This is a genomic window from Rubellimicrobium aerolatum, assembly GCF_017872975.1.
Classification (GTDB): domain Bacteria; phylum Pseudomonadota; class Alphaproteobacteria; order Rhodobacterales; family Rhodobacteraceae; genus Rubellimicrobium; species Rubellimicrobium aerolatum.
Window position 1 is genome coordinate 379551 of sequence record NZ_JAGGJP010000001.1, and the last position, 25727, is coordinate 405277.

26 protein-coding genes are annotated in these 25727 nt (G+C 72.8%); 13 read left to right on the forward strand and 13 right to left on the reverse strand.

The window, feature by feature from the left end; translation table 11 throughout:
* Position 1 precedes the first annotated feature (1 nt).
* Both J2Z33_RS01860 and J2Z33_RS01865 read right to left on the reverse strand, forming a co-directional pair.
* Positions 2-370 carry a response regulator transcription factor gene (locus J2Z33_RS01860; protein WP_209837275.1) on the reverse strand — a complete coding sequence of 123 codons (369 nt, stop codon included), beginning with the start codon at positions 368-370 and terminating at the stop codon, positions 2-4.
* 72 nt (positions 371-442) lie between these two features.
* A complete protein-coding gene (locus tag J2Z33_RS01865; protein ID WP_209837277.1) occupies positions 443-1783 on the reverse strand; it encodes an XRE family transcriptional regulator in 1341 nt (446 codons plus the stop codon).
* A gap of 147 nt (positions 1784-1930) precedes the next feature.
* Here J2Z33_RS01865 and J2Z33_RS01870 point away from each other — a divergent pair, with 147 nt between their 5' ends.
* The 4 genes from J2Z33_RS01870 to aat all read left to right on the forward strand — a co-directional run bounded on the left by J2Z33_RS01870 (position 1931) and on the right by aat (position 5066).
* Entirely contained in the window at positions 1931-2428 is a 498-nt protein-coding gene (locus J2Z33_RS01870; RefSeq protein WP_209837279.1) for a hypothetical protein, read from the forward strand.
* A 207-nt stretch (positions 2429-2635) separates the two neighbouring features.
* Entirely contained in the window at positions 2636-3124 is a 489-nt protein-coding gene (gene accB / locus J2Z33_RS01875) for an acetyl-CoA carboxylase biotin carboxyl carrier protein (protein WP_209837281.1), read from the forward strand.
* 5 nt (positions 3125-3129) lie between these two features.
* Positions 3130-4485 (forward strand): acetyl-CoA carboxylase biotin carboxylase subunit, encoded by a 1356-nt coding sequence (gene accC / locus J2Z33_RS01880; protein ID WP_209837283.1) that lies wholly within the window; start codon positions 3130-3132, stop codon positions 4483-4485.
* Complete coding sequence (gene aat, locus J2Z33_RS01885; RefSeq protein WP_209837285.1) at positions 4482-5066, forward strand: leucyl/phenylalanyl-tRNA--protein transferase; 585 nt, start codon at positions 4482-4484, stop codon at positions 5064-5066. Before accC ends, aat begins: the two co-directional genes overlap by 4 nt.
* Here aat and J2Z33_RS01890 read toward each other — a convergent pair.
* The 9 genes from J2Z33_RS01890 to J2Z33_RS01930 all read right to left on the reverse strand — a co-directional run bounded on the left by J2Z33_RS01890 (position 5063) and on the right by J2Z33_RS01930 (position 13266).
* A complete protein-coding gene (locus J2Z33_RS01890; RefSeq protein ID WP_209837287.1) occupies positions 5063-5467 on the reverse strand; it encodes a DUF2155 domain-containing protein in 405 nt (134 codons plus the stop codon). The genes aat and J2Z33_RS01890 overlap by 4 nt on opposite strands.
* Entirely contained in the window at positions 5464-5802 is a 339-nt protein-coding gene (locus J2Z33_RS01895; RefSeq protein WP_209837289.1) for an MlaD family protein, read from the reverse strand. Before J2Z33_RS01895 ends, J2Z33_RS01890 begins: the two co-directional genes overlap by 4 nt.
* Entirely contained in the window at positions 5802-6185 is a 384-nt protein-coding gene (locus tag J2Z33_RS01900; RefSeq protein ID WP_209837291.1) for an NADH:ubiquinone oxidoreductase subunit NDUFA12, read from the reverse strand. Before J2Z33_RS01900 ends, J2Z33_RS01895 begins: the two co-directional genes overlap by 1 nt.
* A gap of 830 nt (positions 6186-7015) precedes the next feature.
* Entirely contained in the window at positions 7016-7405 is a 390-nt protein-coding gene (locus J2Z33_RS01905; protein WP_209837293.1) for a RidA family protein, read from the reverse strand.
* A 22-nt stretch (positions 7406-7427) separates the two neighbouring features.
* Positions 7428-8207: a hypothetical protein gene (locus J2Z33_RS01910; protein ID WP_209837295.1), complete on the reverse strand. Its 780-nt coding sequence runs from the start codon at positions 8205-8207 to the stop codon at positions 7428-7430.
* Positions 8208-8652: 445 nt separating this feature from the next.
* Positions 8653-9924, reverse strand: a complete 1272-nt coding sequence (gene clpX, locus J2Z33_RS01915) for an ATP-dependent Clp protease ATP-binding subunit ClpX (protein ID WP_209837297.1) — start codon at positions 9922-9924, stop codon at positions 8653-8655.
* A gap of 177 nt (positions 9925-10101) precedes the next feature.
* Positions 10102-10740, reverse strand: coding sequence for an ATP-dependent Clp protease proteolytic subunit (locus J2Z33_RS01920; protein ID WP_209837299.1), 639 nt, complete (start codon positions 10738-10740; stop codon positions 10102-10104).
* Between the two features lie 136 nt (positions 10741-10876).
* Positions 10877-12619, reverse strand: coding sequence for a sensor histidine kinase (locus J2Z33_RS01925; protein ID WP_209837301.1), 1743 nt, complete (start codon positions 12617-12619; stop codon positions 10877-10879).
* Positions 12619-13266, reverse strand: coding sequence for an RNA polymerase sigma factor (locus J2Z33_RS01930; protein WP_342454106.1), 648 nt, complete (start codon positions 13264-13266; stop codon positions 12619-12621). Before J2Z33_RS01930 ends, J2Z33_RS01925 begins: the two co-directional genes overlap by 1 nt.
* Positions 13267-13511: 245 nt before the next feature.
* Between J2Z33_RS01930 and J2Z33_RS01935 the strand changes: the two genes are divergently transcribed.
* Entirely contained in the window at positions 13512-14321 is an 810-nt protein-coding gene (locus tag J2Z33_RS01935) for a response regulator (protein ID WP_209837304.1), read from the forward strand.
* A gap of 55 nt (positions 14322-14376) precedes the next feature.
* Here J2Z33_RS01935 and J2Z33_RS01940 read toward each other — a convergent pair whose 3' ends face one another.
* Complete coding sequence (locus J2Z33_RS01940) at positions 14377-14880, reverse strand: D-galactarate dehydratase (protein ID WP_245218394.1); 504 nt, start codon at positions 14878-14880, stop codon at positions 14377-14379.
* 79 nt (positions 14881-14959) lie between these two features.
* On the opposite strand from J2Z33_RS01940, the gene moaA reads away from it, so the two are divergent.
* Genes moaA through J2Z33_RS01955 form a run of 3 tightly spaced genes read left to right on the forward strand, consistent with a single transcriptional unit; the run spans position 14960 to position 18331 of the window.
* Entirely contained in the window at positions 14960-15964 is a 1005-nt protein-coding gene (gene moaA / locus J2Z33_RS01945) for a GTP 3',8-cyclase MoaA (protein ID WP_209837306.1), read from the forward strand.
* Between the two features lie 4 nt (positions 15965-15968).
* Positions 15969-17249, forward strand: coding sequence for a 3-deoxy-D-manno-octulosonic acid transferase (locus J2Z33_RS01950; protein WP_209837308.1), 1281 nt, complete (start codon positions 15969-15971; stop codon positions 17247-17249).
* A complete protein-coding gene (locus J2Z33_RS01955) occupies positions 17246-18331 on the forward strand; it encodes a glycosyltransferase family 4 protein (protein ID WP_209837310.1) in 1086 nt (361 codons plus the stop codon). The genes J2Z33_RS01950 and J2Z33_RS01955 overlap by 4 nt, the downstream gene beginning before the upstream one ends.
* Before the next feature lie 90 nt (positions 18332-18421).
* On the opposite strand, the gene J2Z33_RS01960 is transcribed toward J2Z33_RS01955, so the two are convergent.
* Complete coding sequence (locus J2Z33_RS01960; RefSeq protein WP_209837312.1) at positions 18422-19588, reverse strand: M20 aminoacylase family protein; 1167 nt, start codon at positions 19586-19588, stop codon at positions 18422-18424.
* A 182-nt stretch (positions 19589-19770) separates the two neighbouring features.
* Here J2Z33_RS01960 and J2Z33_RS01965 point away from each other — a divergent pair, with 182 nt between their 5' ends.
* From J2Z33_RS01965 to J2Z33_RS01985, 5 genes are all read left to right on the forward strand, one after another.
* Entirely contained in the window at positions 19771-20814 is a 1044-nt protein-coding gene (locus J2Z33_RS01965; protein ID WP_209837315.1) for an ABC transporter ATP-binding protein, read from the forward strand.
* Complete coding sequence (locus tag J2Z33_RS01970) at positions 20807-21892, forward strand: ABC transporter ATP-binding protein (RefSeq protein WP_209837316.1); 1086 nt, start codon at positions 20807-20809, stop codon at positions 21890-21892. Before J2Z33_RS01965 ends, J2Z33_RS01970 begins: the two co-directional genes overlap by 8 nt.
* Entirely contained in the window at positions 21889-23607 is a 1719-nt protein-coding gene (locus J2Z33_RS01975) for a peptide ABC transporter substrate-binding protein (RefSeq protein WP_209837318.1), read from the forward strand. The genes J2Z33_RS01970 and J2Z33_RS01975 overlap by 4 nt, the downstream gene beginning before the upstream one ends.
* A gap of 87 nt (positions 23608-23694) precedes the next feature.
* Entirely contained in the window at positions 23695-24702 is a 1008-nt protein-coding gene (locus tag J2Z33_RS01980) for an ABC transporter permease (RefSeq protein ID WP_209837320.1), read from the forward strand.
* Positions 24695-25699 (forward strand): ABC transporter permease, encoded by a 1005-nt coding sequence (locus J2Z33_RS01985; RefSeq protein ID WP_209837321.1) that lies wholly within the window; start codon positions 24695-24697, stop codon positions 25697-25699. Before J2Z33_RS01980 ends, J2Z33_RS01985 begins: the two co-directional genes overlap by 8 nt.
* Positions 25700-25727 lie beyond the last annotated feature (28 nt).

A 25727-nucleotide genomic window follows, 5' to 3' on the forward strand; every position in this document is an offset into this window, starting at 1 on the left:
CCTACCCCCCCGCGAGCCGGCGCACCTCGGCCACGACCTCGGCGTTGGCGAAGGGCTTGGTCATGAACTCGGTGGCGCCGAGGCGCAGCGCGAGCTCGCGGTCCTTCTCCTGACCGCGCGCGGTCAGCATCAGGACCGGCACTTGGGCCGTCGCCGGGTCGGCGCGGAGGTCGCGCAGGATGTCGAAGCCCGACCGGCCCGGCAGCATGGCGTCGAGAACCACGACCTCGGGCGAGCCGGCCTTGACGCGGGCGGCCGCCGTCAGCCCGTCGGCGTGCGTGTGCACGGTCCAGCCGTCGCGCGTGAGGATGAAGCTCAGCGCCTCGATGATGTTGGGCTCATCCTCGATGAGCAGCACGCGACGTGCCAACGGTGTCCTCCCCAGGCCCCGTGCCGCCCGAGTATCGCGGGCGCGGGGCAAGGAGTCAAAGCGACAAAGGGTTTAGGCGAGGATCGACGGCTCGCGCCGCGCCGGGCAGGGATCGCGCGGGCAGAGCCGGCAGGTCGGCCCGACGAGGCGGTCGTCCGGCGCGGGATTGGGCGGCGCGGGATCGGGCGACGCGGGATCGGGCGGCGCGGGCGTCAGGAGCATCGTGGCCTCGACCAGGGGCGGACGGCCCCAGTCGGGCTCCTCCCGCCGGGAGGCGACGGCGTGGCAAAGGAAGCGCGGCGCGTCCTCCCCCGGCAGCGCCGCATGGGCGCGCAGGGCCCGGCCGGGCTGCGCCAGCGCCTCGAACAGCGGCCACAGCGGGCAGGCCCCGGCGCGCGGCAGGTCCGCCCCGTCCAGCGCCTTGAGGTGGAGGAGCGTGCCGCTCGCGTCGCAGATCGCGAGGCCGGTCGCCGGATGCCCCTGCCCCGCCGGCAGGGCCGCCAGCCGTCGCAGCACCCGGTCGATCGGGGCGCGGAAGCGGCGGGCCAGCCGGGCGGGATCGTGCGCCTCCTCGCGGGCGGCCCCGGCGAAGGCGGCGAGCGGCAGCGCCGCCGCGTCCTCGGCGTAGCGCGCGGCCCAGTCGAGCACGATCCGGCCCGCCGGGCCTTCGGGCAGGTCGTCCGGCATCCCGCCGGCCTCGGCCTCTGGGAGGTGGTGGTCGCGGGCGTCGAGCCAGGCCCCGGCGGCCTCGCGGGGGGAGGCGGCCTCGGGGGCGACGCTCTCGGGAGCCTCCAGGAAGCGGACAAGGGCGCGGCTCGATTCGGCGAGGCCCTCGCTGTCGGCCAGGATGTTGCGGAGGAAGCGGTCGCGCCAGTCGCGGTCGAGGTCCGGATTCTCGACGAGGATGCTGGAGGTGGCGCGGATGGAGGTGACGCCCGACAGGACCCGGTGCAGCGCCTGGGCGAGGCCGCGGTCGTGGCTCAGGCGGCCGGACAGTTCGGTGACGCGCCGCTCCAGCGCGGCGATGCGGGTGCCCTGCACCGAGACGAGCGCCGCCCAGCCGGGAAACCGGTCGGCGAAGTCCTGCGCGCGCGACATCTCGGGCGCGATGCGGGCGATCTCGGCCACGCCCGCGACCGCCGCGCGGAGCGCCTGGAGGCGGCCCCGATCCGGCCCTTCGCCCAGCGCGGCGGGGTCGAGGTCGAGCGCGCGGGCGATGTCGCCCAGGAGCTTGCCGCCGATCCGCCGGCGTCCATGCTCGATGAGGTTGAGATAGGAGGGCGAGATGCCGACGCTGGCCGCGAGCTCGGCCTGGCGGAGCCCGCGCTCCTGCCGCCGCTCGCGGATGCGGATGCCGGTGGGCTGGCGTTCCGGGCCCCGCTCGGGCCCACGCTCCGGCTGGCGCTCGCTCATGCGATCCTCCCTCGGGCGCAGGCTAGGTCGCCCGCGCCGCGCCGGCAAGGCATGGGCTCCCGCGTTAACGGGGCGTTAGTCCGGGCGTGATAGGACGAGGGCGGGGGTTTGCAACCTTGGAGTGGGAGAACGAACTTGGATCTATCAGTGACAGTCGCGGCGCCGCGTCCGGTCCCGGACCTGCGGCCCGCCGCGGACGCCGAGGCGACCGAACGCATCACGGCGCCGCCGGCCCAGCTCGCCTGGGGCGGGCCGGCCATCGCGCCCGCCTCGGCCAGCCAGATCGGCTGGGCGGCGCGCAGCCTCCTGGACCCGGCCTCCGCCGCGTCCGAAGCGGGGGCCCCGACCGGGGAGGAGGGGGAGGGGCCGAAGCGCGTGCTCAAGCCCTACGACATCCCGATGCTGCCATCGGACGACCCCGACCGCAGGCCGGCCGAGGAGGCGCGGGCCAAGGTCGCCTCCCCGCCCTCCGAGCCCGAGCCCGAGCCCGAGCGGGCCAGGGCCACGAATGGCGCGGCCCAGCCGCGCCGCGCCGCGCCATCGGCCCCGGCCGACGTGGCCGATCCGGCGCCGGACGCCCCGGCCCCGGACCCCGAGGAGCCGGCACCCGAACCCGGCGACGCCGAACGTCGAGGGGCCGGGTGAGGCCTTGCCCATCCGGGGGCGGCGCAGGTCGCCCCCGGATCCCGGCCCGCGCCGCCGGGCCCGCCCTTCCGTCGCGACTTTCCAGCCCGGGCCGCTTGCCGTATAAGCCCCGACCAATCGGCCTCCGGCCGCCGGGCTTGCCCGGGCGGGAGAGCCGGGCAACGGCCGCGCGACGGTCGATGGCAAGGACGAGGCGAAAGGCACTTCATGAGCGACAAGACCCCCCATGACAGCGACGTGAGCTTCATCCGCGCGCTGGCCGAGCTGCTGCGGGCCAACGATCTGACGGAGCTCGAGGTCAAGCGCGAATACGGCGACAACGACCGGCTGAACGTCCGGGTGTCGCGTCGGGGAGAGGTCGTGACGGTGGCCGCCCCGGCATCCCTGTCCGCGCCCGTCATCGCTTCGGCCCCGGCCGCCCTGGCGCCGGCCCCGGCCGCCCCGAGCGACCCCGCCTCGCATCCCGGCGCGGTGACCTCGCCCATGGTCGGCACCGTCTATCTCCAGGGCGAGCCGGGCGTGCCGCCCTTCGTCTCGGTCGGCCAGTCGGTGAAGGTGGGCGACACGCTCCTCATCATCGAGGCGATGAAGACGATGAACCAGATCCCCGCGCCCCACGCGGGCGTCGTCAAGCGCATCCTGGTCGAGGACGGCGCGCCGGTCGAATACGGCGCCCCCCTCGTCATCGTCGAGTGAGCGGGATGTTCGACAAGATCCTGATCGCCAACCGGGGCGAGATCGCGCTGCGCGTCGTGCGCGCCTGCCGCGAGATGGGCATCCAGTCCGTCGCGGTCCATTCCACCGCCGACGCCGATGCCATGCACGTCCGCATGGCCGACGAGGCCATCTGCATCGGCCCGCCGCCGTCCTCGCAAAGCTACCTGAGCTTCCCTTCCATCATCTCGGCCTGCGAGATCACCGGCGCGCAGGCCATCCATCCGGGCTACGGCTTCCTGAGCGAGAACGCCGCCTTCGTGCAGGCGGTCGAGGACCACGGCATCACCTTCATCGGCCCCACGGCGGAGCATATCCGCATCATGGGCGACAAGATCACCGCCAAGGAAACGGCCAAGGCGCTCGGCATCCCGGTGGTGCCCGGCTCGGACGGCGGCGTGCCCACGCTGGCCGACGCCAGGCGGGTCGCCGGGGAGATCGGCTATCCGGTCATCATCAAGGCCACGGCGGGCGGCGGCGGGCGCGGCATGAAGGTCGCGCGCGACGAGGACGAGATCGAGACGGCGTTCCAGACCGCGCGGAGCGAGGCCAAGGCCGCCTTCGGCAACGACGAGGTCTACATCGAGAAATACCTCACCACGCCGCGGCACATCGAGATCCAGGTCTTCGGCGACGGCAAGGGCCAGGCGGTCCACCTGGGCGAGCGGGACTGCTCGCTCCAGCGCCGGCACCAGAAGGTGCTGGAGGAGGCGCCGGGCCCCGTCATCACGCCCGAGCAGCGCGAGCGGATCGGCAAGGTCTGCGCCGAGGCCGTGGCGAAGATCAACTACATCGGCGCCGGCACCATCGAGTTCCTGTTCGAGAACGGCGAGTTCTACTTCATCGAGATGAACACCCGCCTGCAGGTGGAGCATCCGGTGACCGAGGCGATCTTCGGCGTGGACCTCGTGCGCGAGCAGATCCGCGTGGCCTGCGGGCTGCCCATGTCCTTCGGGCAGGACGACCTGAAGATCAACGGTCACGCCATCGAGGTGCGGATCAACGCCGAGAAGCTGCCGAACTTCGCGCCCTCGCCCGGCAAGATCACCCAATATCACGCGCCGGGCGGCCTGGGCGTGCGGATGGATTCGGCGCTCTACGACGGCTACCGCATCCCGCCCTACTACGATTCGCTCATCGCCAAGCTGATCGTGCACGGGCGCGACCGGCCCGAGGCGCTGGCGCGGCTGTCGCGCGCCCTGTCCGAGCTGATCGTGGACGGCGTGGACACGACCATCCCGCTCTTCCACGCGCTGACCGCGGACCCGGCGATCCAGGCGGGCGACTACGACATCCACTGGCTCGAGCGCTGGCTGCGGGAGAACATGGCTGCCCCCGCGTGAGAGGGGCGGACCTGTCGCCCGAGCTGCTGCTCGCGGCGTATCGGCAGGGGGTCTTCCCCATGGCCGAGAGCCGGGACGACCCGGAGGTGTTCTGGGTCGATCCCCGGCAGCGGGGCATCCTGCCGCTCGACGGCTTCCGCGTCTCGCGCAGCCTCGGCCGCACGCTGCGGCGGGGCACCTTCCGGGTCAGCGCCGACACGGCCTTCGCGGAGGTCGTCGCCGGCTGCGCCGACCGGCAGGACACCTGGATCAGCGAACCCATCGCGCGGGCCTATGTCGCGCTGCACCGGCGGGGCTGGGCGCATTCCGTCGAGGTCTGGGACGGCGAGGCTCTGGCGGGCGGCGTCTACGGCGTGGCGATCGGCGCGGCCTTCTTCGGCGAGAGCATGTTCTCGCGCCGGACCGACGCCTCGAAGATCGCGCTCGCGCATCTGGTCGGGCGGCTGCGGGCCGGCGGCTTCACCCTGCTCGACACGCAGTTCCTGACGCCGCACCTCCAGAGCCTCGGCGGGGTCGAGATCCCGCGCGCGGCCTACCGGCGACTTTTGGCAGGGGCGCTGGCGCGGGAGGCGCGGTTCTAGGAGGTCCCCAGGCAGCGGAGCACCCAGACGTCGTAGCGCGGGTGGTCCACGGCGGAGAGCGCGGGCGAGGAGGCGAGGAGCCAGCCCTCGAAGACCGGGGCGTCGTCCGGCAGGGCGCGGACGCCGACCAGCGCGTAGGCGTCGCCCGAGGGATTGTCGGCCGGGTAGCGGCATTCCGAGAGCGTGACGCGGATGCGGCCGATCTCGCCCGTCTCGCCGTCGCGCAGCTCCAGGTCCGAGGTGGTGCCGTTGATCTTGTCTAGGACGCGCAGCACGGCCCCCGGCGCCGAGACCGCCTCGGTTCCGGCCGACGGCCGGGCGGCGGGGTCGAGCGTCAGGGTCGTCTGCGCCCCGGCCGCGAGCGGCGCGGCGAGGAGCGACAGGAGAAGCGCCCGCCTCATGGCGCGGAACCTTCTCCGCCCGAGACGTAGCGCAGCAGGAGATGCGACAGGCTGAGCGCGTCCCGCGCGTCGCGGATCCCGCCGCCGTCAGGCAGGCTGTCCGGGGAGCCGCCGGGGACGATCTCGATGAAGGCGCCGCCGAGGAGCCCCTCGCTCGCCACCACGGCCGCCGAGTCGTCGGGGATCGGCACGGCGGCGTTCACGGCCATCCGGGCGGTGGCGCGGTAGGTCCGGGGGCCGCCCTGGCCGGTGGCGCGGGCGGCGTGAAGCAGGAAGCCCGCGGCGACCAGCACGACGGGCGCGCCGGCCAGCACCTCGACCGGGCTTTCGCGCATCACTCGGGCGTCCAGGCTTCGTAGTCCTGGCGCTTCACGGGATCGACGCGGCGGAGCGAGCCGGGCGGCGCGTAGGCGTGCTGCGTGCCGGTGAGGTTGGGGAGCGAGGGCTTCTCCCAGGCGCGGCGGACGAGGGGCCGCTCGGTCGGGGGCTCGTCCCAGGTGCGGTGGAGCCAGCCGAACCATTCGTTGGGCACGCGGGTCGCCTCGACCTCGCCGCTGTAGATGACCCAGCGCGAGGAGTCGTCGGCGGTGCGGTAGTAGACATTGCCGACCGCGTCCTCGCCCACGCGGACGCCCCGGCGGGCTGTCCAGATCTGGGTGCCGAAGGTCTGGCCATTCCACCAGGTGAAGGTGCGCTTGAGAAGGTCCGAGATTGCCATGGTGCGACTCCGCCGACTGCGCCTTCCATGCCCCGGATGGGGAGCGGGGTCAATGTCGGCCCGGGGCGAATGCCCAGGTGCGGGCGCGGCTGGGCGCACGGTAGGGGCTCTGCCCCTCGCCCCGTCGGGGCTTCACCCCGGGATGCTTGGGACCGGAGGAAGGGGGGGCTCGGACAGACTAAATCCCCGCGAAGCCTCCGGGTTCACTCCCAGGCTCGCGGGGACCAGGCGCGCGCGCGAGCGGGAGCACCGGCCGCCATTGGGCGGGCTGGGTCTCAGTGGCATCGAGGGAGAACGCCCGTGGGGCGCCTCGGCCTCCCTGGCCGGGTATCTGGCCGCTCCTGGCCCATCGCGTTCGTTCGAGCCCTCCTTGCGGATGGGCGTCCCTTCGTCCTTGTCTCTCCTTTCCGCCCCCTGCCGTCGGGGCCGGCGTCTCCGCCCCTGGGGAGCGCCGGGCCGTGCGGCGGGGAAGCCGCTGCGTGTGGTCGTGCGGGGGAGAGAATGCCAGCTAGGCGTTAACGCCGTCCGACAGCAACGAACGCTCAGCCCGCAGTTCGCGCAACGCCCCCGCCCGCCGTGCCACGCGCGCGAGGGCGGGGCGAGTCGGATCGGAGGCTCAGCGCGGGGCTGGGCGCCGGGGGGACGGGCCGCCCGCTCCGCCGGCGCGGCCGTGGCGGGCGGAGGCCCGCCCGGCGGGACAGCACGGGGCCGCACCGGGCGCGCGCCCCGCCACCGCGCGCGCTCCTGGCCTTCTTTGGCTCCAAGTATCCCGGGGGGAGGCTCCGCAGGAGACGGGGGGCAGAGCCCCCCTCGGCGGTGGACGCGGGGACTCAGGCGTCGGGCTTCAGGGCCTCCGCCTCGATCTCGATGCGGTGGCGGAGGTCGATCAGGCCGGCCTCGATCATGGTGGCGGCGGGCGGGTGGGCGGCGAAGGCGGCGCGGAGGAGCGGCCAGCAGGGCTCGAAGTCGGCGCGGTCGGGCAGGATGTAGCGGACCCGCACCACGTCGGCGAGGGCGCAGCCCGCCTCGCGCAGCGCCGCCTCCAGGATGCGGAGCGCGAGGGCGCACTGGTCCTCCACGCGCGCGGGGATCGCGCCGGTGGCGGGGTCGGTGCCGGTGGTGCCGGAGACCAGGACCCAGGGGCCCGCCACCACGGCGCGGCAGTAGCCCACGCGCCCCTCCCAGGGGCCACCGGAGGGGATGCGTCGGATCGGAGGCATGGGCGGATCTCCGGGGGATGGCTCAGGCGTGGCGGGCTCCGGCCCGCCAGCGGCCTTCGGCCTTCTGCATGAGCTTGGCCCAAAGGTCCCGGACGGTCTTGCCGAGGCGGCGGCGCGGCAGGCCCATGACCTCGCGGTAGAGCGGCAGCCCCAGTCGGTCCAAGCCCATCCGCCCCGAGGCCGCCTCGCGCGCCAACCGGCGGAAGAGCCGCCGGAAGCCCGTCCGCTTCTCGGCGGGCAAGTGCCAGACGGTCAGGGCCTCGTCGGCGGGACGGGCGTCGTGGACGCGCAGGGTCGTCCAGATGCGGCGCACGAAGGGGTTGGCGGTGCCCAGCCGGTAGCCGTTGGCGGCGTAGATGCAGCTCAGGAAGTGCGCCTCCTCGCGGATCTCCACGGGCTCGCCGGCGGCGATGGGGGCCCAGAAGGCGTCGATCTGGCCGGCGATGCGGAGGATCTCGGCACGGGTCGCCGCGAAGATCTCGCCGCCGCAGTAGCGCAGCGAGTCCGGCCCCTGCCCCGTCACCCGCCGCAGGTAGGCGGCCATGCCCTCGCCCGAGCAGCCGTTGATCGGGGCGGCCTCGGAGCCGTCGTCGAGGAGCAGGGTCAGGACGCCATGGGCCTCGATGGCTTGGGCCATGGCGCCGACCGGCCGGGGCCAGACGCAGTCGGAGTCGAGCACGACGTAGCGGTCGTGCACGGGGTCGGCGGCGATGCGATCGAGGATGTCGAGGATGTAGAGCTGGTTCCCCCAGGAGCGGACGTCGGGCCTTTCGATCCGGTGGGCGATGGGCAGGCGGACCACCTCCACGTCGAGCCGGGCAAGGTAGGCGGCGACATCTACGCCGTCGATGCGCGGCGGCGCGGCTGGAGGCGAAGAAGACGCAGACGCAGCGCCAGTAGATCGCCTGGGTCCGGGGGTCGTCCGAGCGGGTCCCGACCTGGGGGAAGAAGGTGGCGGTGGCGGGGTCGTCGGCCACGAACCAGGTGCAGATGGCGGTTCCCGCCGCGAGCGCATCCCGCGGCCTCGTCTCTGGCGACATGTGAGCTTCGTCCCCCAATCGCTTGCGCGGCCGACGGGTTTCCGGCGCCGCCAGCGCGGACTCCCTAGCGGGCGCGGGCGCGGGAGTCGAGGGCCGGGCGGGCGGCGAAGGCGGGATCGGGGGCCTGCCCAGGGGAGCGGCATCCGCATGGAAAAAGGGCGGCGAAGCCCTGCCCCGCCGCCCCGATGCTATCCGCCGGCCGGACCCTCAGCCCGCCGAGGCCACGCCCTTCTTGGCGGCCGGGTCGGTGTGGATCATCAGCGGCTTGCCGATGGGGGCCACCGCCTCCTCGTTGACCACGACCTCGCGGACCGAGGTCAGGCCCGGCAGGTCGAACATGGTGTCGAGGAGGATGTCCTCCATGATCGAGCGCAGGCCCCGCGCGCCGGTCTTGCGCTCGATGGCGCGCTTGGCGATCGCCTTGAGCGCGTCCTCGGTGAAGGTGAGCTTGGTGTCCTCCAGCTCGAAGAGGCGCTGGTACTGCTTGACCAGGGCGTTCTTGGGCTCGGTCAGGATCTTGACCAGCGCCGCCTCGTCGAGGTCGGTCAGCGTCGCGATCACGGGGAGACGGCCCACGAACTCGGGGATGAGGCCGAACTTGAGCAGGTCCTCGGGCTCCAGGTCCTTGAAGATCTCGCCCACGTTGCGCTCGTCCACGTCGCGGACCTTGGCGTTGAAGCCCATGCCCTGGCCCTTGGCGCGCTGGCCGATGATCTTTTCGAGGCCGGCGAAGGCGCCGCCGCAGATGAACAGGATGTTGGTGGTGTCCACCTGCAGGAATTCCTGCTGGGGATGCTTGCGGCCGCCCTGGGGGGGGACGCTGGCGACGGTGCCTTCCATGATCTTGAGGAGGGCCTGCTGCACCCCCTCGCCCGACACGTCGCGCGTGATCGACGGGTTGTCGGACTTGCGGGTGATCTTGTCCACCTCGTCGATGTAGACGATGCCGCGCTGCGCCCGCTCCACGTTGTATTCGGAGGCTTGGAGCAGCTTGAGGATGATGTTCTCCACGTCCTCGCCGACGTAGCCGGCCTCGGTGAGGGTCGTGGCGTCGGCCATCGTGAAGGGCACGTCGAGGATGCGGGCCAGCGTCTGCGCGAGCAGCGTCTTGCCGCAGCCGGTCGGGCCGATCAGCAGGATGTTGGACTTCGCCAGCTCGATGTCCTGGGACTTCTGGGCATGGGACAGCCGCTTGTAGTGGTTGTGCACGGCGACCGAGAGCACGCGCTTGGCGTGGATCTGGCCGATCACGTAGTCGTCGAGCACGTCGCAGATCTCGCGCGGCGTGGGCACGCCGTCGGCGGACTTCAGGCCGGAGGTCTTGGTCTCCTCCCGGATGATGTCCATGCACAGCTCGACGCATTCATCGCAGATGAACACGGTCGGACCGGCGATGAGCTTGCGCACCTCGTGCTGGCTCTTTCCGCAGAAGGAGCAGTAGAGCGTGTTCTTGCCGTCGCTGCCGGATGCGTTCGCCATGTGACTCCTCTGGCCCCGGGGGCCCTCCGCTTGCCCCTGGGGGCTCGTCCTTGCCCCGCGTGGGGGTTCGCCGGCGCCCGGCCGAGCCGCCGTCCGTCGGACAGGTTAGGCCACGCGTCCCGGCTCCACAACTCCGAAATCCACCCCCGGGTCCTTGGCCGGGGGCGGCCGTTCGCCTCAGGCGGCTGCCGCCTCGGTTCCCTGGGCGGGGTCGCGCGAGGTGAGGATGTCGTCGATCAGGCCCCAGGCCTTGGCCTCCTCGGGGTCCATGAAGTTGTCGCGGTCGAGCGCGGCCTCCACGGCCTCGATGGTCTGGCCGGTGTGCTTGACGTAGATCTCGTTCAGGCGCTTCTTGAGCGCCTCGGTGCGGCGGGCGTGGATCAGGATGTCGGTCGCCTGCCCCTGGTAGCCGCCCGACGGCTGGTGGACCATGATCTCGCTGTTCGGGAGCGAGAAGCGCATACCCTTCTCGCCCGCCGTCAGCAGGAGCGAGCCCATGGACGCGGCCTGCCCCACGACCAGCGTCGAGACCTTGGGCCGGATATACTGCATCGTGTCGTAGATGGAGAGGCCCGACGTCACCACCCCGCCCGGGGAGTTGATGTACATCGAGATCTCCTTCTTGGGATTCTCGGCCTCCAGGTGGAGGAGCTGGGCCACGATGAGCTGGGCCATCATGTCCTGCACGGGGCCGGAGACGAAGATCACCCGCTCCTTCAGGAGCCGGGAGAAGATGTCGTAGGCGCGCTCGCCGCGGCTCGTCTGCTCCACGACCATGGGAACGAGGTTCATGTAGTGTTCGACGGGATCGCGCATCGGCTGGGCCTCTCCTGGGGACGAACCCTTATCTACGGCCCGCGTCCCAGGGCCGCAAGGGAGGCCGGCGCGCGCGATGCCGTGAAGGTTGACGCCGCCGGCCGTCCGGGCGGGGCCGGGCCTTGGGGCGAAGCCGTCAGGCGGCCTCGACCTCGCCCTGCGGCGCGGGGAGGGTGACGGGGAAGGTCACGGACAGGCGGTGCACGCCGTCCCGCGCCTCGGTCTCGGCGGGACCGCCGACCTGCGCGGCGAAGGCCTGGATGAGGTGCTGCCCCAGCCCGCGCCCCGGCTGGTCCTCGGGCGCGGGGGCGCCGCCGAGGCTGTTGGCGATGGCGAGGGTCGCCCGGTCGCCCTCGCGGTGGAGCGTCACCGAGAGGGAGGGCCGCCCCTCGGCGGACCCGGCGCGCGCGAGGCCGTTCGAGACCGCCTCGGCGGCGAGGAAGGCGAGCGGCACCACCTTGTCGGGGTCGAGCACCAGGTCCTCGATGTCGAGCGTCGCCTCGACCCGGCCGGGGGCGGCGCGCAGCTCCTGCTCGACGATGGCGCGGAGCACGGGGGCGGCGTTCACGTCGCCCATGTCGGGGCTGGTGTAGAGCGTGCGGTAGATCGCGGCGAGCGTCAGCACCCGGTCCTGGAGCCGCCGCAGGATCGACCGCGCGCGCGGGTCGGGCAGCCGCCGCATCTGCATGGAGACGATGGACGAGATGAGCTGGAGGTTGTTCTTCACCCGGTGGTGCACCTCGCGCAGGAGCACGCCCCTCTCGCGGTAGGCGTTCTCCATGCGCGCCTCGTCGTGGAGGATGGAATGGGCCATCTGGCGGAAGGCGTCCTCGATCTCGCGCAGCTCGTGGGGGGCGGCGGGGCTGAAGCCGCGGTCGGGGAGGCTGCGGTCGCGACCGAAGCCGCGCATCCGCTGGCCGAGGTCGCCGACGCGGCGGATCACCAGCCGGTGGATGGCCCAGAAGGCGACGAGGAGGCTCGTGCCCCACATCAGGAGCGGGAACAGGAGCGGCGAGTCCCAGGCGCGGCCGATCCCCTGCCCCGCCTGCTCCGGCGACCAGATCGCCATGGCGTAGGCGACGCCGGGGACGATCGGCGCGACGGTGTAGACCTGCATCTCGCCCCGGGCGCTGCGCCCCTCGAAGGCGCGGGGGCGCGGGCTGGCCTGGGCGGGGAGCGGCGGGCCAGGGATCAGGAGATCCGAGAGCGGCGCCTCGGGCTCGGCGTTGGCCTGGACGGTCAGCACCTCGCCCGCCGCGTTGAAGGTGAGGAGCCGCAGGGGGCGCAGCTCGGGCACGTCCACGGGCGGCGTGGCGACCTGATCGCGCGGGATGGAGAGCGCGATGAAGCCGGGGAAGCCCCCGTCCTCGCCCGCGCCGGGCGCGACGGGGACGAGGGCCACGAGGACCGGCGCCCCGGAGACGAGCCCCCGGTCGCGGGCGTAGACCAGCGGCCGGGGGTCGTCGCGCAGGGCGCGCAGGTCGAGGTCGGCGGGCATGGGCAGCGGTCGGCCCGCCGAGGAGCAGGTGATCGGCCCCTCGAAGGGCAGGAGCCCGACGAAGGCGTAGAGCTCGCGCGAGCGGGCGAAGCGGGCGAGGTAGCCCGAGCAGGTCTCGGGGTCGTCGAGGAGGTCGGCCACCACGCCCAGCGCCTCGCCCGCGCCCAAGGCCTGCTCGATGGCCTGGCCCACGCCCTGCGCGCCCTGCTCGGTCAGCGCGAGGAGCGACAGCTCGGCGCGGGCCACCGTCTCGCGCTGGAACTCGCGCGTCTGCCAGAGCGCGATCATCCCGAGCGGCAGCAGCGCGATCGACAGGAAGGCGGCGACGCGCGGGGCCAGCCCGTCGAGGCGCGGGAGGAACCAGGGACGGGCGCGCGGCATCACAGGTGCGGCCCACCCTGGGCTGCGATCACGGCCAGGGTGGCGCCGTCGGTCAGCTCCAGCCGTTCGTTGGCGTCGAGCTGGAGGATCTGGGCGAGCCGGGCGCGGGCGCGGTTGGCGCGGCTCTTGACCGTGCCGACGGCGACGCCGGTCATCTCGGCCGCCTGCTCGTAGGAGAAGCCGGAGGCACCGACCAGGGCCAGGGCCTCGCGCTGCTCGTCGGGGAGCTGCTGGAAGGCGCGGATGAAGTCGGCCATCTGGAGGCGGCCATCGTGGGCGGGCTTCTCGGCCAGGGTCGCCACGAGGGCGCCGTCGCTGTCGGACACCTCGCGCACGGTGCGGCGGCGGGTGGAGTAGAAGGTGTTCCGCAGGATGGTGAACAGCCAGGCGCGCAGGTTGGTGCCCGGCATGAAGCGGTCGAGATGGGACCAGGCCTTCACCACGGTATCCTGCACGAGGTCGTCGGCCTGCGAGGCGTTCCGCGTCAGCGAGAGCGCGAAGGCGCGCATGGCGGGCAGATGCGTCACCAGCTCGTCCCGGGGGTCGGGATGCGGCTGGCCGGCGGCCTTGGCCGGCGACTCCGGGCCGGGCGGGCCGGGGCGGGAGGCGGGCGATCCGGCAGGACGGCCGGCGGCGGGGCCGGTCACCCTGGGCATCGCGCGGCCGGGCTGGAGGGCGCGCCGCGCCGCGCCGCGCGGGAACGGCCGCGTGGCGGCGCGTCCTCGGCCGGCGCGCGAGAGGCGCGGCGCGGGCCCGCGGCGACCGCCGCGTCCCGCCGCCCGTGAGTCGGATGCCCGTCCATGCCGAGGTGAAACCTTTCCCTCTTCCCTTTCCAGACCTAAATCCCAGGTCTAATGTTTGGTTCCAACGCAACGCAGGGACGTCCCATCACATGAGCACGAACGCCGCGCCCGACCTGTCCGCCATGATCGGGTCGGAGCTGCCCTATCTGCGCCGCTACGCCCGCGCCCTCACCGGGAGCCAGTCGAGCGGGGACGCCTACGCCCTGGCGACCCTGGAGGCGATCCTGGAGGAGCCCGCCCTCTTCGAGACCGGCGTCGCCCCGCGCGTGGCGCTGTTCACGGTCTTCCACACCATCTGGCAAAGCTCGGGCGCCCCGGTGGACGAGGGGGAGACCGGGCTCGCCAAGGCGGCGCAGCAGCATCTCGCCCGGCTCGCGCCCAATACGCGCGAGGCGCTGCTGCTGGCCACGATCGAGGACTTCAGGCCCGAGGAGATCGCCAGCATCATGCGGACGGACGTGGACGAGGTGATGCACCTCATCGGCCGCGCCCGCGCCGACATGGAGGACAGCGTGTCCGGCCGCGTGATGATCATCGAGGACGAGGCGATCATCGCGCTCGACCTCCAGAGCATCGTGGCGGACATGGGCCACGCGATCACCGGGGTCGCCCGGACGCGCGACGCCGCCGTGGCGCTGGCGGGGATCGAGCGGCCGGACCTGATCCTCGCGGACATCCAGCTCGCCGACAAGTCGTCGGGGATCGACGCGGTGAACGACATCCTGGCGGCGGGCGGGGACATCCCGGTGATCTTCATCACCGCCTTCCCCGAGCGGCTGCTCACCGGGGAGCGGCCGGAGCCCGCCTTCCTGATCTCCAAGCCCTATCGGGAGGATCAGGTGCGGTCGGCGATCTCGCAGGCCATGTTCTTCTCCTCGACGGAGACGCTGCACGCCTGAGGCGCCGGCGCGGGCATGGGGCGGCCCGGAGGGAGACCTCCGGGCCGTCGCCGTTTCAGCTCCCGAAGACGGTCAGCTCGGGCAGGCCGGTGAGGGGGGCGCCCAGCGCCCGCATGGCCTCCAGGCTGATCTGGGAGCCCGAGCCGGGCTCGCCGCCCGAAGGGCGCAACTCCAGCGACACGGACTGGCCGTTGTATTCGACGCGGCCGGGGGTCGGGGCGTCCACGAGGGCCGTCTCCAGCCAGAGGCCGGGGTTGGTGGGCGAGCCCAGCGAGGCGACGGTGGTGCCGAGCGCGCCAGTGGGGCTGACGGAGGCCGGGAGCGGCGCGAGGGGTTCCGCCGGCGCGTCGCCCAGCGCCGGGGGCGGCGCGAGGGGGTCGAGCGGCGAGGTGGTGACCGGCGCGGGCGCGGGCAGCGCGACCGGCGTCGCCCCGAGATTCGCGGGGCGGGCGGCGGGCGTGACCGAGGCGGTCACCTGCGGGGCGGGCGAGGGCGCCTCCACGGACGCGCAGGCGGCGACGGACAGGAGGGCGAGGAGGGGGAGGATGCGGGTGCTCATGCGGGGGAGGCTAGCCGAAGGGCCGTGGCGCGCGCAACGGTCGCTTGCGGGAGGGGGCGCGGCGGCCTAGGTGGGGAGCATGGACGCGCCGCCCCTCGTCGATCCCTTTGGCCGGACGATCCGATACCTGCGGGTCTCGGTCACCGACCGCTGCGACTTCCGCTGCGTCTACTGCATGGCCGAGGAGATGACGTTCCTGCCCAAGCGCGAGGTGCTCTCGCTCGAGGAGCTGGAGCGGCTGTGTTCGGCCTTCGTGCGGCACGGGGTCGAGAAGCTGCGGATCACCGGCGGCGAGCCGCTGGTGCGGCGCGGGGTGATGACCTTCTTCGAGGCGATGGGGCGGCACCTGGGGACGGGCGCGCTGCGCGAGCTGACGCTGACGACGAACGGGAGCCAGTTGTCGCGCTTCGCGGGCGACCTGGCGCGGGTGGGGGTGCGGCGGGTGAACGTGTCGCTCGACACGCTGGACCCGGCGCGGTTCCGGCGGCTGACGCGGCGGGGCGACCTGGGGCAGGTGCTGGACGGGATCGCGGCGGCGCGGGCGGCCGGGCTGCGGGTCAAGATCAACGCCGTGGCGCTGAAGGGCGACACGGAGGAGGAGATGTTCGACCTCCTCGCGTGGTGCGCGCGCGAGGGGCACGACCTGACCTTCATCGAGGTCATGCCGATGGGCGACATCGGCAACGAGATGCGGCTCGACCAGTTCTGGAGCCTGCGCGACCTGCGGGCGCGGCTGGCCGGGCGGTTCACGCTGACCGACCTGACGGAGCGGACGGGAGGGCCGGCGCGCTATGTCCGGCTGGAGGAGACGGGACAGAAGGTGGGGTTCATCACGCCGCTGAGCCACAACTTCTGCGAAAGCTGCAACCGGGTTCGGCTGACCTGCACGGGGCAGCTCCACACCTGCCTCGGGCAGGAGGGGGCGTCGGACCTGCGGGGCGTGCTGCGGGAGGGCGCGGACGACGCCGCGCTGGACGAGGCGATCCGGGCGGCGATCCGGCTCAAGCCGAAGGGGCACGACTTCGACTACTCGCGCGGGGTCGGCGGTCGGGTGTCGCGCCACATGAGCCACACGGGCGGCTGATCCGGTGCCCGCGCCCCTGCCCCGCTGGACCGCCCTCCTGCGCCTTTACGGATTTGGCGCGGACCTGCTGGCCGGGCGGGCCTGGGCGCGGGTGGACGCGCGGCTCGGGGCGCAGGGCGTGGCCGAGGCGCGGCGGCGGGAGCGGCGGGGCGAGCCCACGCGCGCGCGGCCGCCGGGGCGGCTGGTGTGGTTCCACGCGGCGAGCGTGGGCGAGAGCCTGTCGGTGCTGCCGCTGGTGCGGCTGGTCGCGCGCGAGGCCGCGGTGCTGGTGACGACGGGGACGGCGACCTCGGCCGAGGTGCTGGCGCGGCGGCTGCCGCCGGGGGCGATGCACCAGTTCGCGCCTCTGGATTCGAGTGGGGCGGTGGGGCGGTTCCTCGATCACTGGCGGCCCGATCTGGCGGTCGTGGTGGAAAGCGAGATCTGGCCGCAGACGCTGCGGATGACGGCGGCGCGGGGGGTCCCGCTGGTGCTGATGAACGCGCGCCTGTCGGAGCGGACCCTGACGCGATGGGCGCGGGCGCCGCGCAGCGCGCGGGCGGTGCTCGGGCTGTTCGACCGGATCGTGACGCAGACGGAGGCCACGCGCGAGGCGCTGGTGGCCTTGGGCGCGGACCCGGCGCGGACGGTGGTGGGCGGCAACATGAAGGCCTCGGCGGGCGCGCCGCCGGGCAACCCTGCCGAGCAGATGCGGCTGGCGGCGGTGCTGGGCAACGCGCCGGTCTGGGCCGCCGTGTCCACCCATCCGGGCGAGGAGGAGGCCGCGCTGGCGGCCCATGCGCTGCTGCGGGCGCGGCATCCCGACGCGCGGCTGATCCTCGTCCCGCGCCATCCGGAGCGGGGGGACGAGGTGGCCGCCTTGACTGACCGGCAGGGAATGGGCTGGACGCGGCGGAGCGCGGGGGGGCGGCCGACGGAGCCGGTCTATCTCGCCGACACGCTGGGGGAGACGGGGTTGTGGTTCCGCCTCGCGCCGCTGGCGTTCCTAGGGGGGTCCTTCGTGCCGGTCGGAGGGCACAACCCCTGGGAAGCCGCGCATTGCGGGGCGGCTCTGCTGATGGGGCCGCTGCGCGAAACGGTGAAGGGCGACGTGGCGGCCTTGGAGACGGCGGGGGCGGCGCGGACGGTGCGGGATGCGGAGGAGCTGGGGGCCGTGGCCTCGGAGCTGCTGGCGAAGCCGATGGAGCTGGCGGCGATGCGGGAAGCGGGGCTGGCGCTGGCCTCGGCGCAGGTGGGGCGGAGCGAGGCCTTCGCGCGGGATCTGCTGGAACTGCTGCCGGCATGAGGAACCTGCGCGACGTGGGACGGGTCGAGGTGGTCGCGCCCTGCTTCAAGCGGCGGCTATCGGGGGTGACCTCCACGGTGTTCCGGCTGGTGCCAGTGCAGGCGCGGGACATGGAGGTGGCGGTCGCGGGGCCGGCGGTGCCGGAGGGTATTCCGCAGGTGCGGCTGCGCGACCTTGTGCTGATGCCACGCCGGGGGCCGGGCGGCCCGCGCGTCTGGCACGCCCGGCGCAACTTCGAGATGCTGGGCGGGCTGGCGCTGCGGACTTTGGGGAAGGACTTGCGGCTGGTCTTCACCTCGGCTTCGCAGCGACGGCACACGCGCTTTACGAAGTGGCTGATCCGGCGGATGGACGCGGTGGTGTCCACGTCCGCCAAGACGGCGGCCTATCTGGAGCGGCCCTCGGTCGTGGTGCATCACGGGATCGACGCGGAGGCGTTCCGGCCGGTGGCGGACCGGGCGGCCTTGCGGGTGGCGCTGGGGCTGCCGGCGGAGGGACCGCTGGTGGGGTGCTTCGGGCGCATCCGGGCGCAGAAGGGGACAGACCTCTTCGTGGAGGCGATGATCGCGGTGCTGCGGGACAGGCCGGACGGCGGGGCGATCCTGCTGGGCCGGGCCACGCGCGAGCACCGGGACTTCCAGCGGGATCTGGAGGCGAAGGTCGCGGCGGCGGGGCTGGCGGGGCGCATCCGCTTCCTGGGCGAGGCGCCGGTGGGGGAGATGGCGCGGTGGTATGGGGCGCTGGACCTCTTCGTCGCGCCGCAGCGCTGGGAGGGGTTCGGGGTGACGCCCATCGAGGCGATGGCCTGCGGCGTGCCGGTGGTGGCGACTCGGGTGGGGGCCTTCGAGGAGCAGGTGGTGGACGGGGCGACGGGGCTCCTGATCCCGGCCGAGTTGGAGGCGATGACCGAGGCCGTGCGCGAGGCGCTGGCGGACCCGGCGCGGCTGGCCCGCTGGGGCGAGGCCGCGCGGGCGCGGGTGGTGGCGGAGTTCCGGCTGGAGGACGAGGCGGCGCGGCTCAACGCGCTGTATCGGGAGCTGCTGGAACGGGGGCGTCTGGCGGATGGGGCCGTGGTGGGGTGAATCCCCACCCTACGAAGGCTGCGCAGGGCGGGCTTCAACCTGCCACCGGCGCGACCATGGCGAGCTGAAGCCCGGCCTAGGGCGTGGCCCCTACCCTGCCAGCGGCATCCGTGCCTCGGCCATGCCGGCGAGCCAGGAGCAGCCGGCGGGGATCGCCTCGTCGTTGAAGTCGTATTCGGGGTGGTGGACCGGCGCGGTGGGGCCGTTGCCGAGGAGGATGTAGGCGCCGGGGCGCTCCTCCAGCATGTAGGCGAAGTCCTCGCCGCCCATGACCAGGGGGGCCTCGTCGCAGGATCCGGAGACGGCGCGGGCAACCTCGGCGGCGAAGTCGGTCTGGTCGGGGTGGTTGACCATCACCGGGTAGCCGCGCCGGTAGTCCACATGGGCCGAGGCGCCGTAGGCCATGCAGGTCGCCTCCGCGAGCGCCTTGAGCCGCGCCTCGGCCATGTCCCGGTTCTCGCGCGACAGGGTGCGGACGGTGCCGCGCAGGGTCACGCGCGAGGGGATGACGTTGAAGGCCTTGGAGGAGGACTCGATGGAGGTGACGGAGATGACGACCTGCGACACGGGGTCGGCGTTGCGGCTGACGATGCTTTGCAGCGCGAGGACGAGGTGGCTGGCGGTGAGGGTCGGGTCGATGACCTCCTGCGGCTTGGCGGCGTGGCCGCCCTTGCCCTCGACGGTGATCTCGAACTGGTCGGTGGCGGCGAAGAAGGTGCCGGGGCGGATGGAGAAGCCGCCGACCGGGCGGCCTGGCCAGTTGTGGAGGCCGTAGACCTCGGTGATGCCCCAACGGTCCATCAGGCCGTCGGCGCACATCTCGCGCCCGCCGCCGCCGCCTTCCTCGGCGGGCTGGAAGATCACGACGACAGTGCCGTCGAAGTTGCGCGTCTCGCAGAGGTATTTCGCCGCGCCGAGCAGCATGGCGGTGTGCCCGTCGTGGCCGCAGGCGTGCATCGCGCCGGGGGTCCTGGAGGCATGGGGGGCGTTCGTCGCCTCCTGGATCGGCAGCGCGTCCATGTCGGCGCGCAGGCCGACGACCCGGCCCGAGCCCGACTGCCGCCCCCGGATGACGCCGACGACGCCGGTGCGGCCCAGGCCCGTCGCCACCTCGTCGCAGCCGAAGGCGCGCAGGCGCTCGGCCACCAGGGCCGAGGTGCGGTGCGTGTCGAACAGGATCTCCGGGTGCTCGTGGAGGTCGCGGCGCCAGGCGGCGATCTCGGGCTGCATCTCGGCGAAGCGGTTCTTGGGGGGCATGGTCGGGCACTCTCTCTGATCGGACGAGTGTCGCGCGGGGCGCGGTCGGGGGCAAGCCCGGCGGCCGTGGCGTCACGGGCCGCGAAAGGGGGGTTGCGGCAGGGCGGCGCGATGGTAGCGTTTCCGGCAACGAGCGGCCCGTTTCCGGCCCAAGAACAGCACGCAACGGGGAGTTGCCGCAGATGCCCGAGGGGGCTCCGTCCGCCCTGCCCATTCCGCCCGTGCTTGAGGTCCGAGATCTCCGCACCGTGTTCCGCACGCGCGCCGGGGATGTCCACGCCGTCAACGGCGTGTCCTTCGCGGTGCGCGAGGGGGAGCTGCTGGGCGTGGTGGGCGAGTCCGGCTCGGGCAAGTCGGTCACGATGATGTCGCTCCTGGGGCTCCTGCCCTCGCCGCCCGCCGAGGTCTCGGGCGGACCGGTGCGGTTCGAGGGGAAGGACCTGCTGCAGGCCGGGCCGGAGGAGCTGCGGGCGGTGCGCGGCGGGCGGATCGGCTTCGTGTTCCAGGACCCGATGACCTCGCTGAACCCGGTCTTCACCGTGGGCTTCCAGATCATGGAGCCGCTGCGGAAGCACCTGGGCATGGGCAAGCGGCAGGCGCGGGCACGGGCAGCGGAGCTGCTGGCGCTGGTGGGCATCCCGGACGCGGGGCGCAGGCTTGATGACTACCCCCACCAGTTCTCGGGCGGGATGCGGCAGCGGGTGATGATCGCGATCGCGCTGGCCTGCGAGCCCAGGGTGCTGATCGCGGACGAGCCGACGACGGCCCTGGACGTGACGATCCAGGCGCAGATCCTGGAGCTGATGGCCGAGCTGCGGCAGCGGCTGGGAATGGCGGTGGTCTGGATCACGCACGACCTGGGCGTGATCGCCGGGATCGCCGACCGGGTGCTGGTGATGTATGGCGGGCAGGTGGTGGAGCACGCGCCGGTGGAGGCGCTGTTCGCCAACCCGCGCCACCCCTACACGCGGGCGCTGCTGACCACGGTGCCGCGCGTCCGGGGGGAGCGGGTGAAGCGCCTTCACGTGATCGAGGGCCAGCCGCCGATCCTGGAGGCCCATCCCGACGCCTGCACGTTCCGCGACCGCTGCCCGCACGCCTTCGACGTGTGCCACCGGCTGAATCCGCAGCGCTATCCGGTGGGCGAGGATCACGACGCCGCCTGCTTCCTGAACGACCCCGGCCTCGCGCCGCCGCGCCCCAGCCTGGAGGTGGTGCATGGCTGACGCATCCGCGCCGCTCGTGTCGGTGCGCGACCTGAAGGTGCACTTCCCGATCCACGCGGGCCTCTTGCGGCGGCGCGTGGGCGCGGTGAAGGCGGTGGACGGGATCGGCTTCGACATCCGGCCCGGCGAGACGCTGGGGCTGGTGGGCGAGTCCGGCTGCGGCAAGTCCACGGCGGGGCGGGCGGTGCTGCGGCTCCTGGACGTCACCGAGGGGTCGATCCGCGTCGAGGGAACGGAGATCGCGCGGATGCCGCAGGGAGAGCTGCGCCGGCTGCGGCCCCGGATGCAGATGGTGTTCCAGGACCCGCAGGCGAGCCTCGACCCCCGGATGACCGTGGAGGCGATCATCCGCGAGCCGCTCGACGAGCATACGCGCCTGACCCGGGCCGAGAAGCGCGAGCGGGTGGCCGAGCTGATGGACGCGGTGGTGCTGAATCGGGGCTTCGCGACGCGCTTTCCCCACGCCTTCTCGGGCGGGCAGCGGCAGCGCATCGGCATCGCCCGGGCCCTGGCGCTGAACCCCCGCTTCGTCGTCTGCGACGAGCCCATCGCCGCGTTGGACGTGTCGATCCAGGCGCAGGTGGTGAACCTGCTGGAGGACCTGCAGGAGCGGCTGGGGCTCACCTACCTGTTCATCAGCCACGACCTGTCGATGGTGCGGCACATCGCGACGCGGGTAGCGGTCATGTACCTGGGCCGCATCGTCGAGATGCAGGCGCGCGAGGGACTGTTCGCGGAGCCGCTGCACCCCTACACGCGGGCGCTGCTGTCCGCCGTCAACGAGCCCGACCCGGTGGCGGCACGGACCCGGCGGCGGATCGTGCTGAAGGGCGACGTGCCCTCGCCCGCCAACCCGCCCCGGGGGTGCAACTTCTGCACGCGCTGCCCGGATGCGATGCCGGTCTGCCGTGAGGTGGACCCCGCGACGCTGGAGGTGGGGCCCGGCCGCTGGGTGGCCTGCCATCTCCACGATCCCGCCGTGATGCGCGGGCAACCGACCCGGCCCTTCGGGGCGGAGGGTCCCACGCGGCGGGCCAGCCCGACCGCCTACGACACACCAGCAAGGAGCGCGACATGAGACTGAAAGCGGCCCTCTTGGCGACGGCGTCGCTGGCCCTGGCCGGCCAGGCGCTGGCCCAGGCCACCACGCGGGGCGAGGACGGGCACCTCGACATCCTGTTCTGGCAGGCGGTGTCGGTCCTGAACCCCTATCTCTCCGGAGGAACCAAGGACATCGAGGCCACGGCCCTCGTGCTCGAGCCGCTGGCCCGCTACGACGAGAACGCCAACCTGCTGCCCTGGCTTGCCGAGGAGATCCCGTCGCTGGAGAACGGCGGCGTGGCCGAGGACCTGACGGCGATCACCTGGCGACTGAAGGAGGGGATCGTCTGGGCCGACGGCACGCCCCTGACCGCCGAGGACGTGGTGTTCACCTGGCGCTACTGCACCGCCGAGGGGATGGGCTGCGCCCAGGAGGGCAAGTTCGAGGGCATCTCGAACGTCGAGGCCGTCGACGAGCGCACGGTGAGGATCACATTCGCCGCGCCCACGCCCTTCCCCTGGGTGGCGTTCGTTGGCGGCCAGTCCCCGATCATCCAGGCCGCGCAGTTCGCCGACTGCCTGGGCGCCGCGGCGGCCCAATGCACCGAGGCCAACACCAAGCCCATCGGCACCGGCCCCTTCCGCGTGACCGAGTTCCTGCCGAACGACGTGGTGAGCTACGAGGCCAATCCCGAGTTCCGCGACCCGGCCAAGCCCGCCTTCGCGACCGTGACGCTCAAGGGCGGCGGCGACGCGGCGGCGGCGGCGCGCGCCGTGCTGGAGACGGGCGAGTTCGACTACGGCTGGAACCTGCTGCTCGCGCCCGACGTGCTGGCGTCGATGGAGGCGGCGGGCAACGGGCAGGTGGTCTCGGCCTTCGGGACCAACGTGGAGCGGATCGAGGTCAACCTGACCGACCCCTCGCCCGACCTGCCGGAGGGCGAGCGCTCGACCCTGGCGCATCCCCACCCGTTCCTGTCGATCCCGGAGGTGCGCGAGGCGCTGTCGCTCGCCATCGACCGGCAGACGCTCGTGGAGGTGGGCTACGGCGAGACCGGGCGGCCGACCTGCAACCTCGTGCCCGCGCCCGAGATCTACAAGTCCGACGACGCCGAATGCGCCACGGGCTATGACCCCGAGCGGGCGATGCAGCTTCTGGAGCAGGCGGGCTTCACCGACGCGGACGGCGACGGCGTGCGCGAGAACGCGGAGGGCGTGCGGCTGTCGATGCTCTACCAGACCTCGACCAACCCGGTGCGGCAGGATTTCCAGGCGCTCATCAAGGAATGGTGGGAGGAGATCGGCTTCGAGGTGGAGCTGCGGAACATCGACGCCGCCGTCTACTTCGGCGGCGACCCGGCGAGCCCCGACACGATCGAGAAGTTCTACGCCGACGTGGAGATGTACGCGAACACCTTCGAGGGCACCGACCCGACGAGCTACCTCGCGGCCTACACCTGCGACAAGATCCCCTCGCCCGAGAACAACTGGCAGGGGCAGAACATGAACCGCGTCTGCGACCCGGCCTACGAGGAGCTGCTGGCGCAGTTCCAGGCGACCGCCGACCAGGAGGAGCGGTCGCGCCTCGCCAAGGCGCTGAACGCCTACCTGACGATCGAGAACGATATCATCATCGGCCTCGTGGACCGGGGCCGGGTGTCGGCGCACGCCAACTCCCTGGGCGGCGTGAAGCTGAACACCTGGGACGCGGAGCTCTGGAACGTGGCCGACTGGCACCGCCTGGACAACTGAGCCACCGGAGGCCCGGACTGCCGGGCCTCTTCCCGGAGGCGGCGCGTCGCGCGCCGTCTCCCGTCCCCGACAGGGAGCCCGGAGGCCATGCTCGCCTTCACGATCCGCCGCCTGCTGCTCGCGGTCCCGACGCTGGTCGTGATCGGGCTGGTGGTCTTCCTCCTCCTCGACATGGCGCCGGGGGACCCGCTCGCCGACCAGCCGCTGACGATCCCGCCCGAGGTGCGCGAGGAGATGCGGCGCGCGCTGGGGCTCGACCAGCCGTCCTGGGTGCGATTCGGGCTCTGGCTCTACCAGTTCTTCGTGGTGGAGCCGCAGGTCGCGGTGGACCACCTGTTCGGCACCAGCTTCAGCGAGGGCAAGGCGCGCGTGATCTCGTGGCAGTTCAAGCAGCCGGTGATGGACATCATCGCGCAGCGGCTGCCGCAGACGCTCTGGGTCGTGGGATCGGCCTACGTGGTGGGCGTGCTGATCGCCATCCCCATCGGCATCGTCTCGGCGGTGCGGCAGTATTCGGTGCTGGACCAGATCGGCACCTTCGTCTCGATGGTCGGCTTCTCGGTGCCGACCTTCTTCACCGGCGTCCTGCTGATCGTGGTCTTCTCGGTGAACCTCGGCTGGTTCCCGTCGATCTACGACACGCAATTGCAGGTCACGGACTGGGGGTCGTTCCTCCAGCAGCTCCGGCAGATGGCGCTGCCGGTCTTCGTTCTGGCGCTGTTCAACGCGGCGCAGATCAGCCGCTACATGCGGGCGTCGATGCTCGACAACCTGTCGCAGGATTACGTGCGGACGGCGCGGGCCAAGGGCATGGACGAACGGACGGTGGTGCTGCGCCACGTGCTGCGAAACTCGATGATCCCGGTCGTCACGGTGATCGCGCTGGGGGTGCCGTCGGTCTTTGGTGGCGCCATCATCACCGAGCAGGTGTTCAAGGTGAACGGGCTCGGGCAGCTCCTCATCACGGCGATCAACGCCAACGACCTGCCGATGGTGCAGACGCTGACCTTCATCTTCGCGGTGCTGATCGTGCTCTTCAACCTGATCGCCGACGTGCTCTACGGCGTCCTCGACCCTCGGATCCGCTATGACTGACGAGACCTCCGCCGCCCCGGCCACCGGCCCGGCCTCGGCCACGCAGATGCCCGCGCCCGGCCCCGACACGCGGCTTGCTCTGGCGGGGCAGAGCCCCTGGCGCGACGTCGGACGGCAGTTCCGCAGCCACAAGGGGGCGGTGCTGGGACTGGCGTTCCTGATCCTCGTGACGCTGTTCTGCGCCTTCGGGCCGTGGCTCTGGCCGGTGGACCCGGGCGACCTCGACGTGCGGAACAAGGACCTGCGGCCGATCTATCACGCGCTCTGGGACCGCGAGGCGCGGGTCGCCTGGGCGCATCCGCTGGGCTCGGACAACCTCGGGCGCGACCTCCTGGCCTCGCTGATTGCCGGGGGGCGGGTGAGCCTCGCGGTCGGGTGGACGGCGATGCTGCTGGCGCTGGTGATCGGGACGGGGGTCGGCGTGCTCGCGGGCTACTTCCGGCGGCTCGACGGGACGCTGATGCGCCTGACGGACCTCGTGCTGGCGCTGCCGCTGCTGCCTCTGCTCCTCGTGATGATGCTGCTGTTCCGCGACTCGCTGCGCGCCGCCTTCGGGCCCGAGACGGGGATCTTTCTCCTCATCGTCGCGGCCATCGGCGTCACCTCCTGGATGCACACCGCGCGGATCGTGCGGGGCGACGTGCTGGCGCTCAAGGAGCGGGAGTTCGTGCTGGCCGCCCGGTCCATCGGAACGCCGGCCCGCCGCATGATCCCGCGCCATATCCTGCCCAACGTCATGTCGCCGATCATGGTCTCGGCGACGCTGGGGCTCGCCTCGGCGATCATCACCGAAAGCGCACTGTCGTTCCTGGGCCTCGGGTTCCCGAGCGACTTCCCGACCTGGGGCAAGCTGCTGTTCGACCAGACCGACCGCATGGCCGACTTCCCGGAACGGGTGCTCTGGCCGGGCCTTGCCATCTCGCTCACCGTGCTGTCGGTGAACTACATCGGCGACGGATTGCGCGACGCGCTCGACCCCCGAATCCGGGGGCGCTAGAGACGAAAAGGCCCGCCGGAGGAGCGGG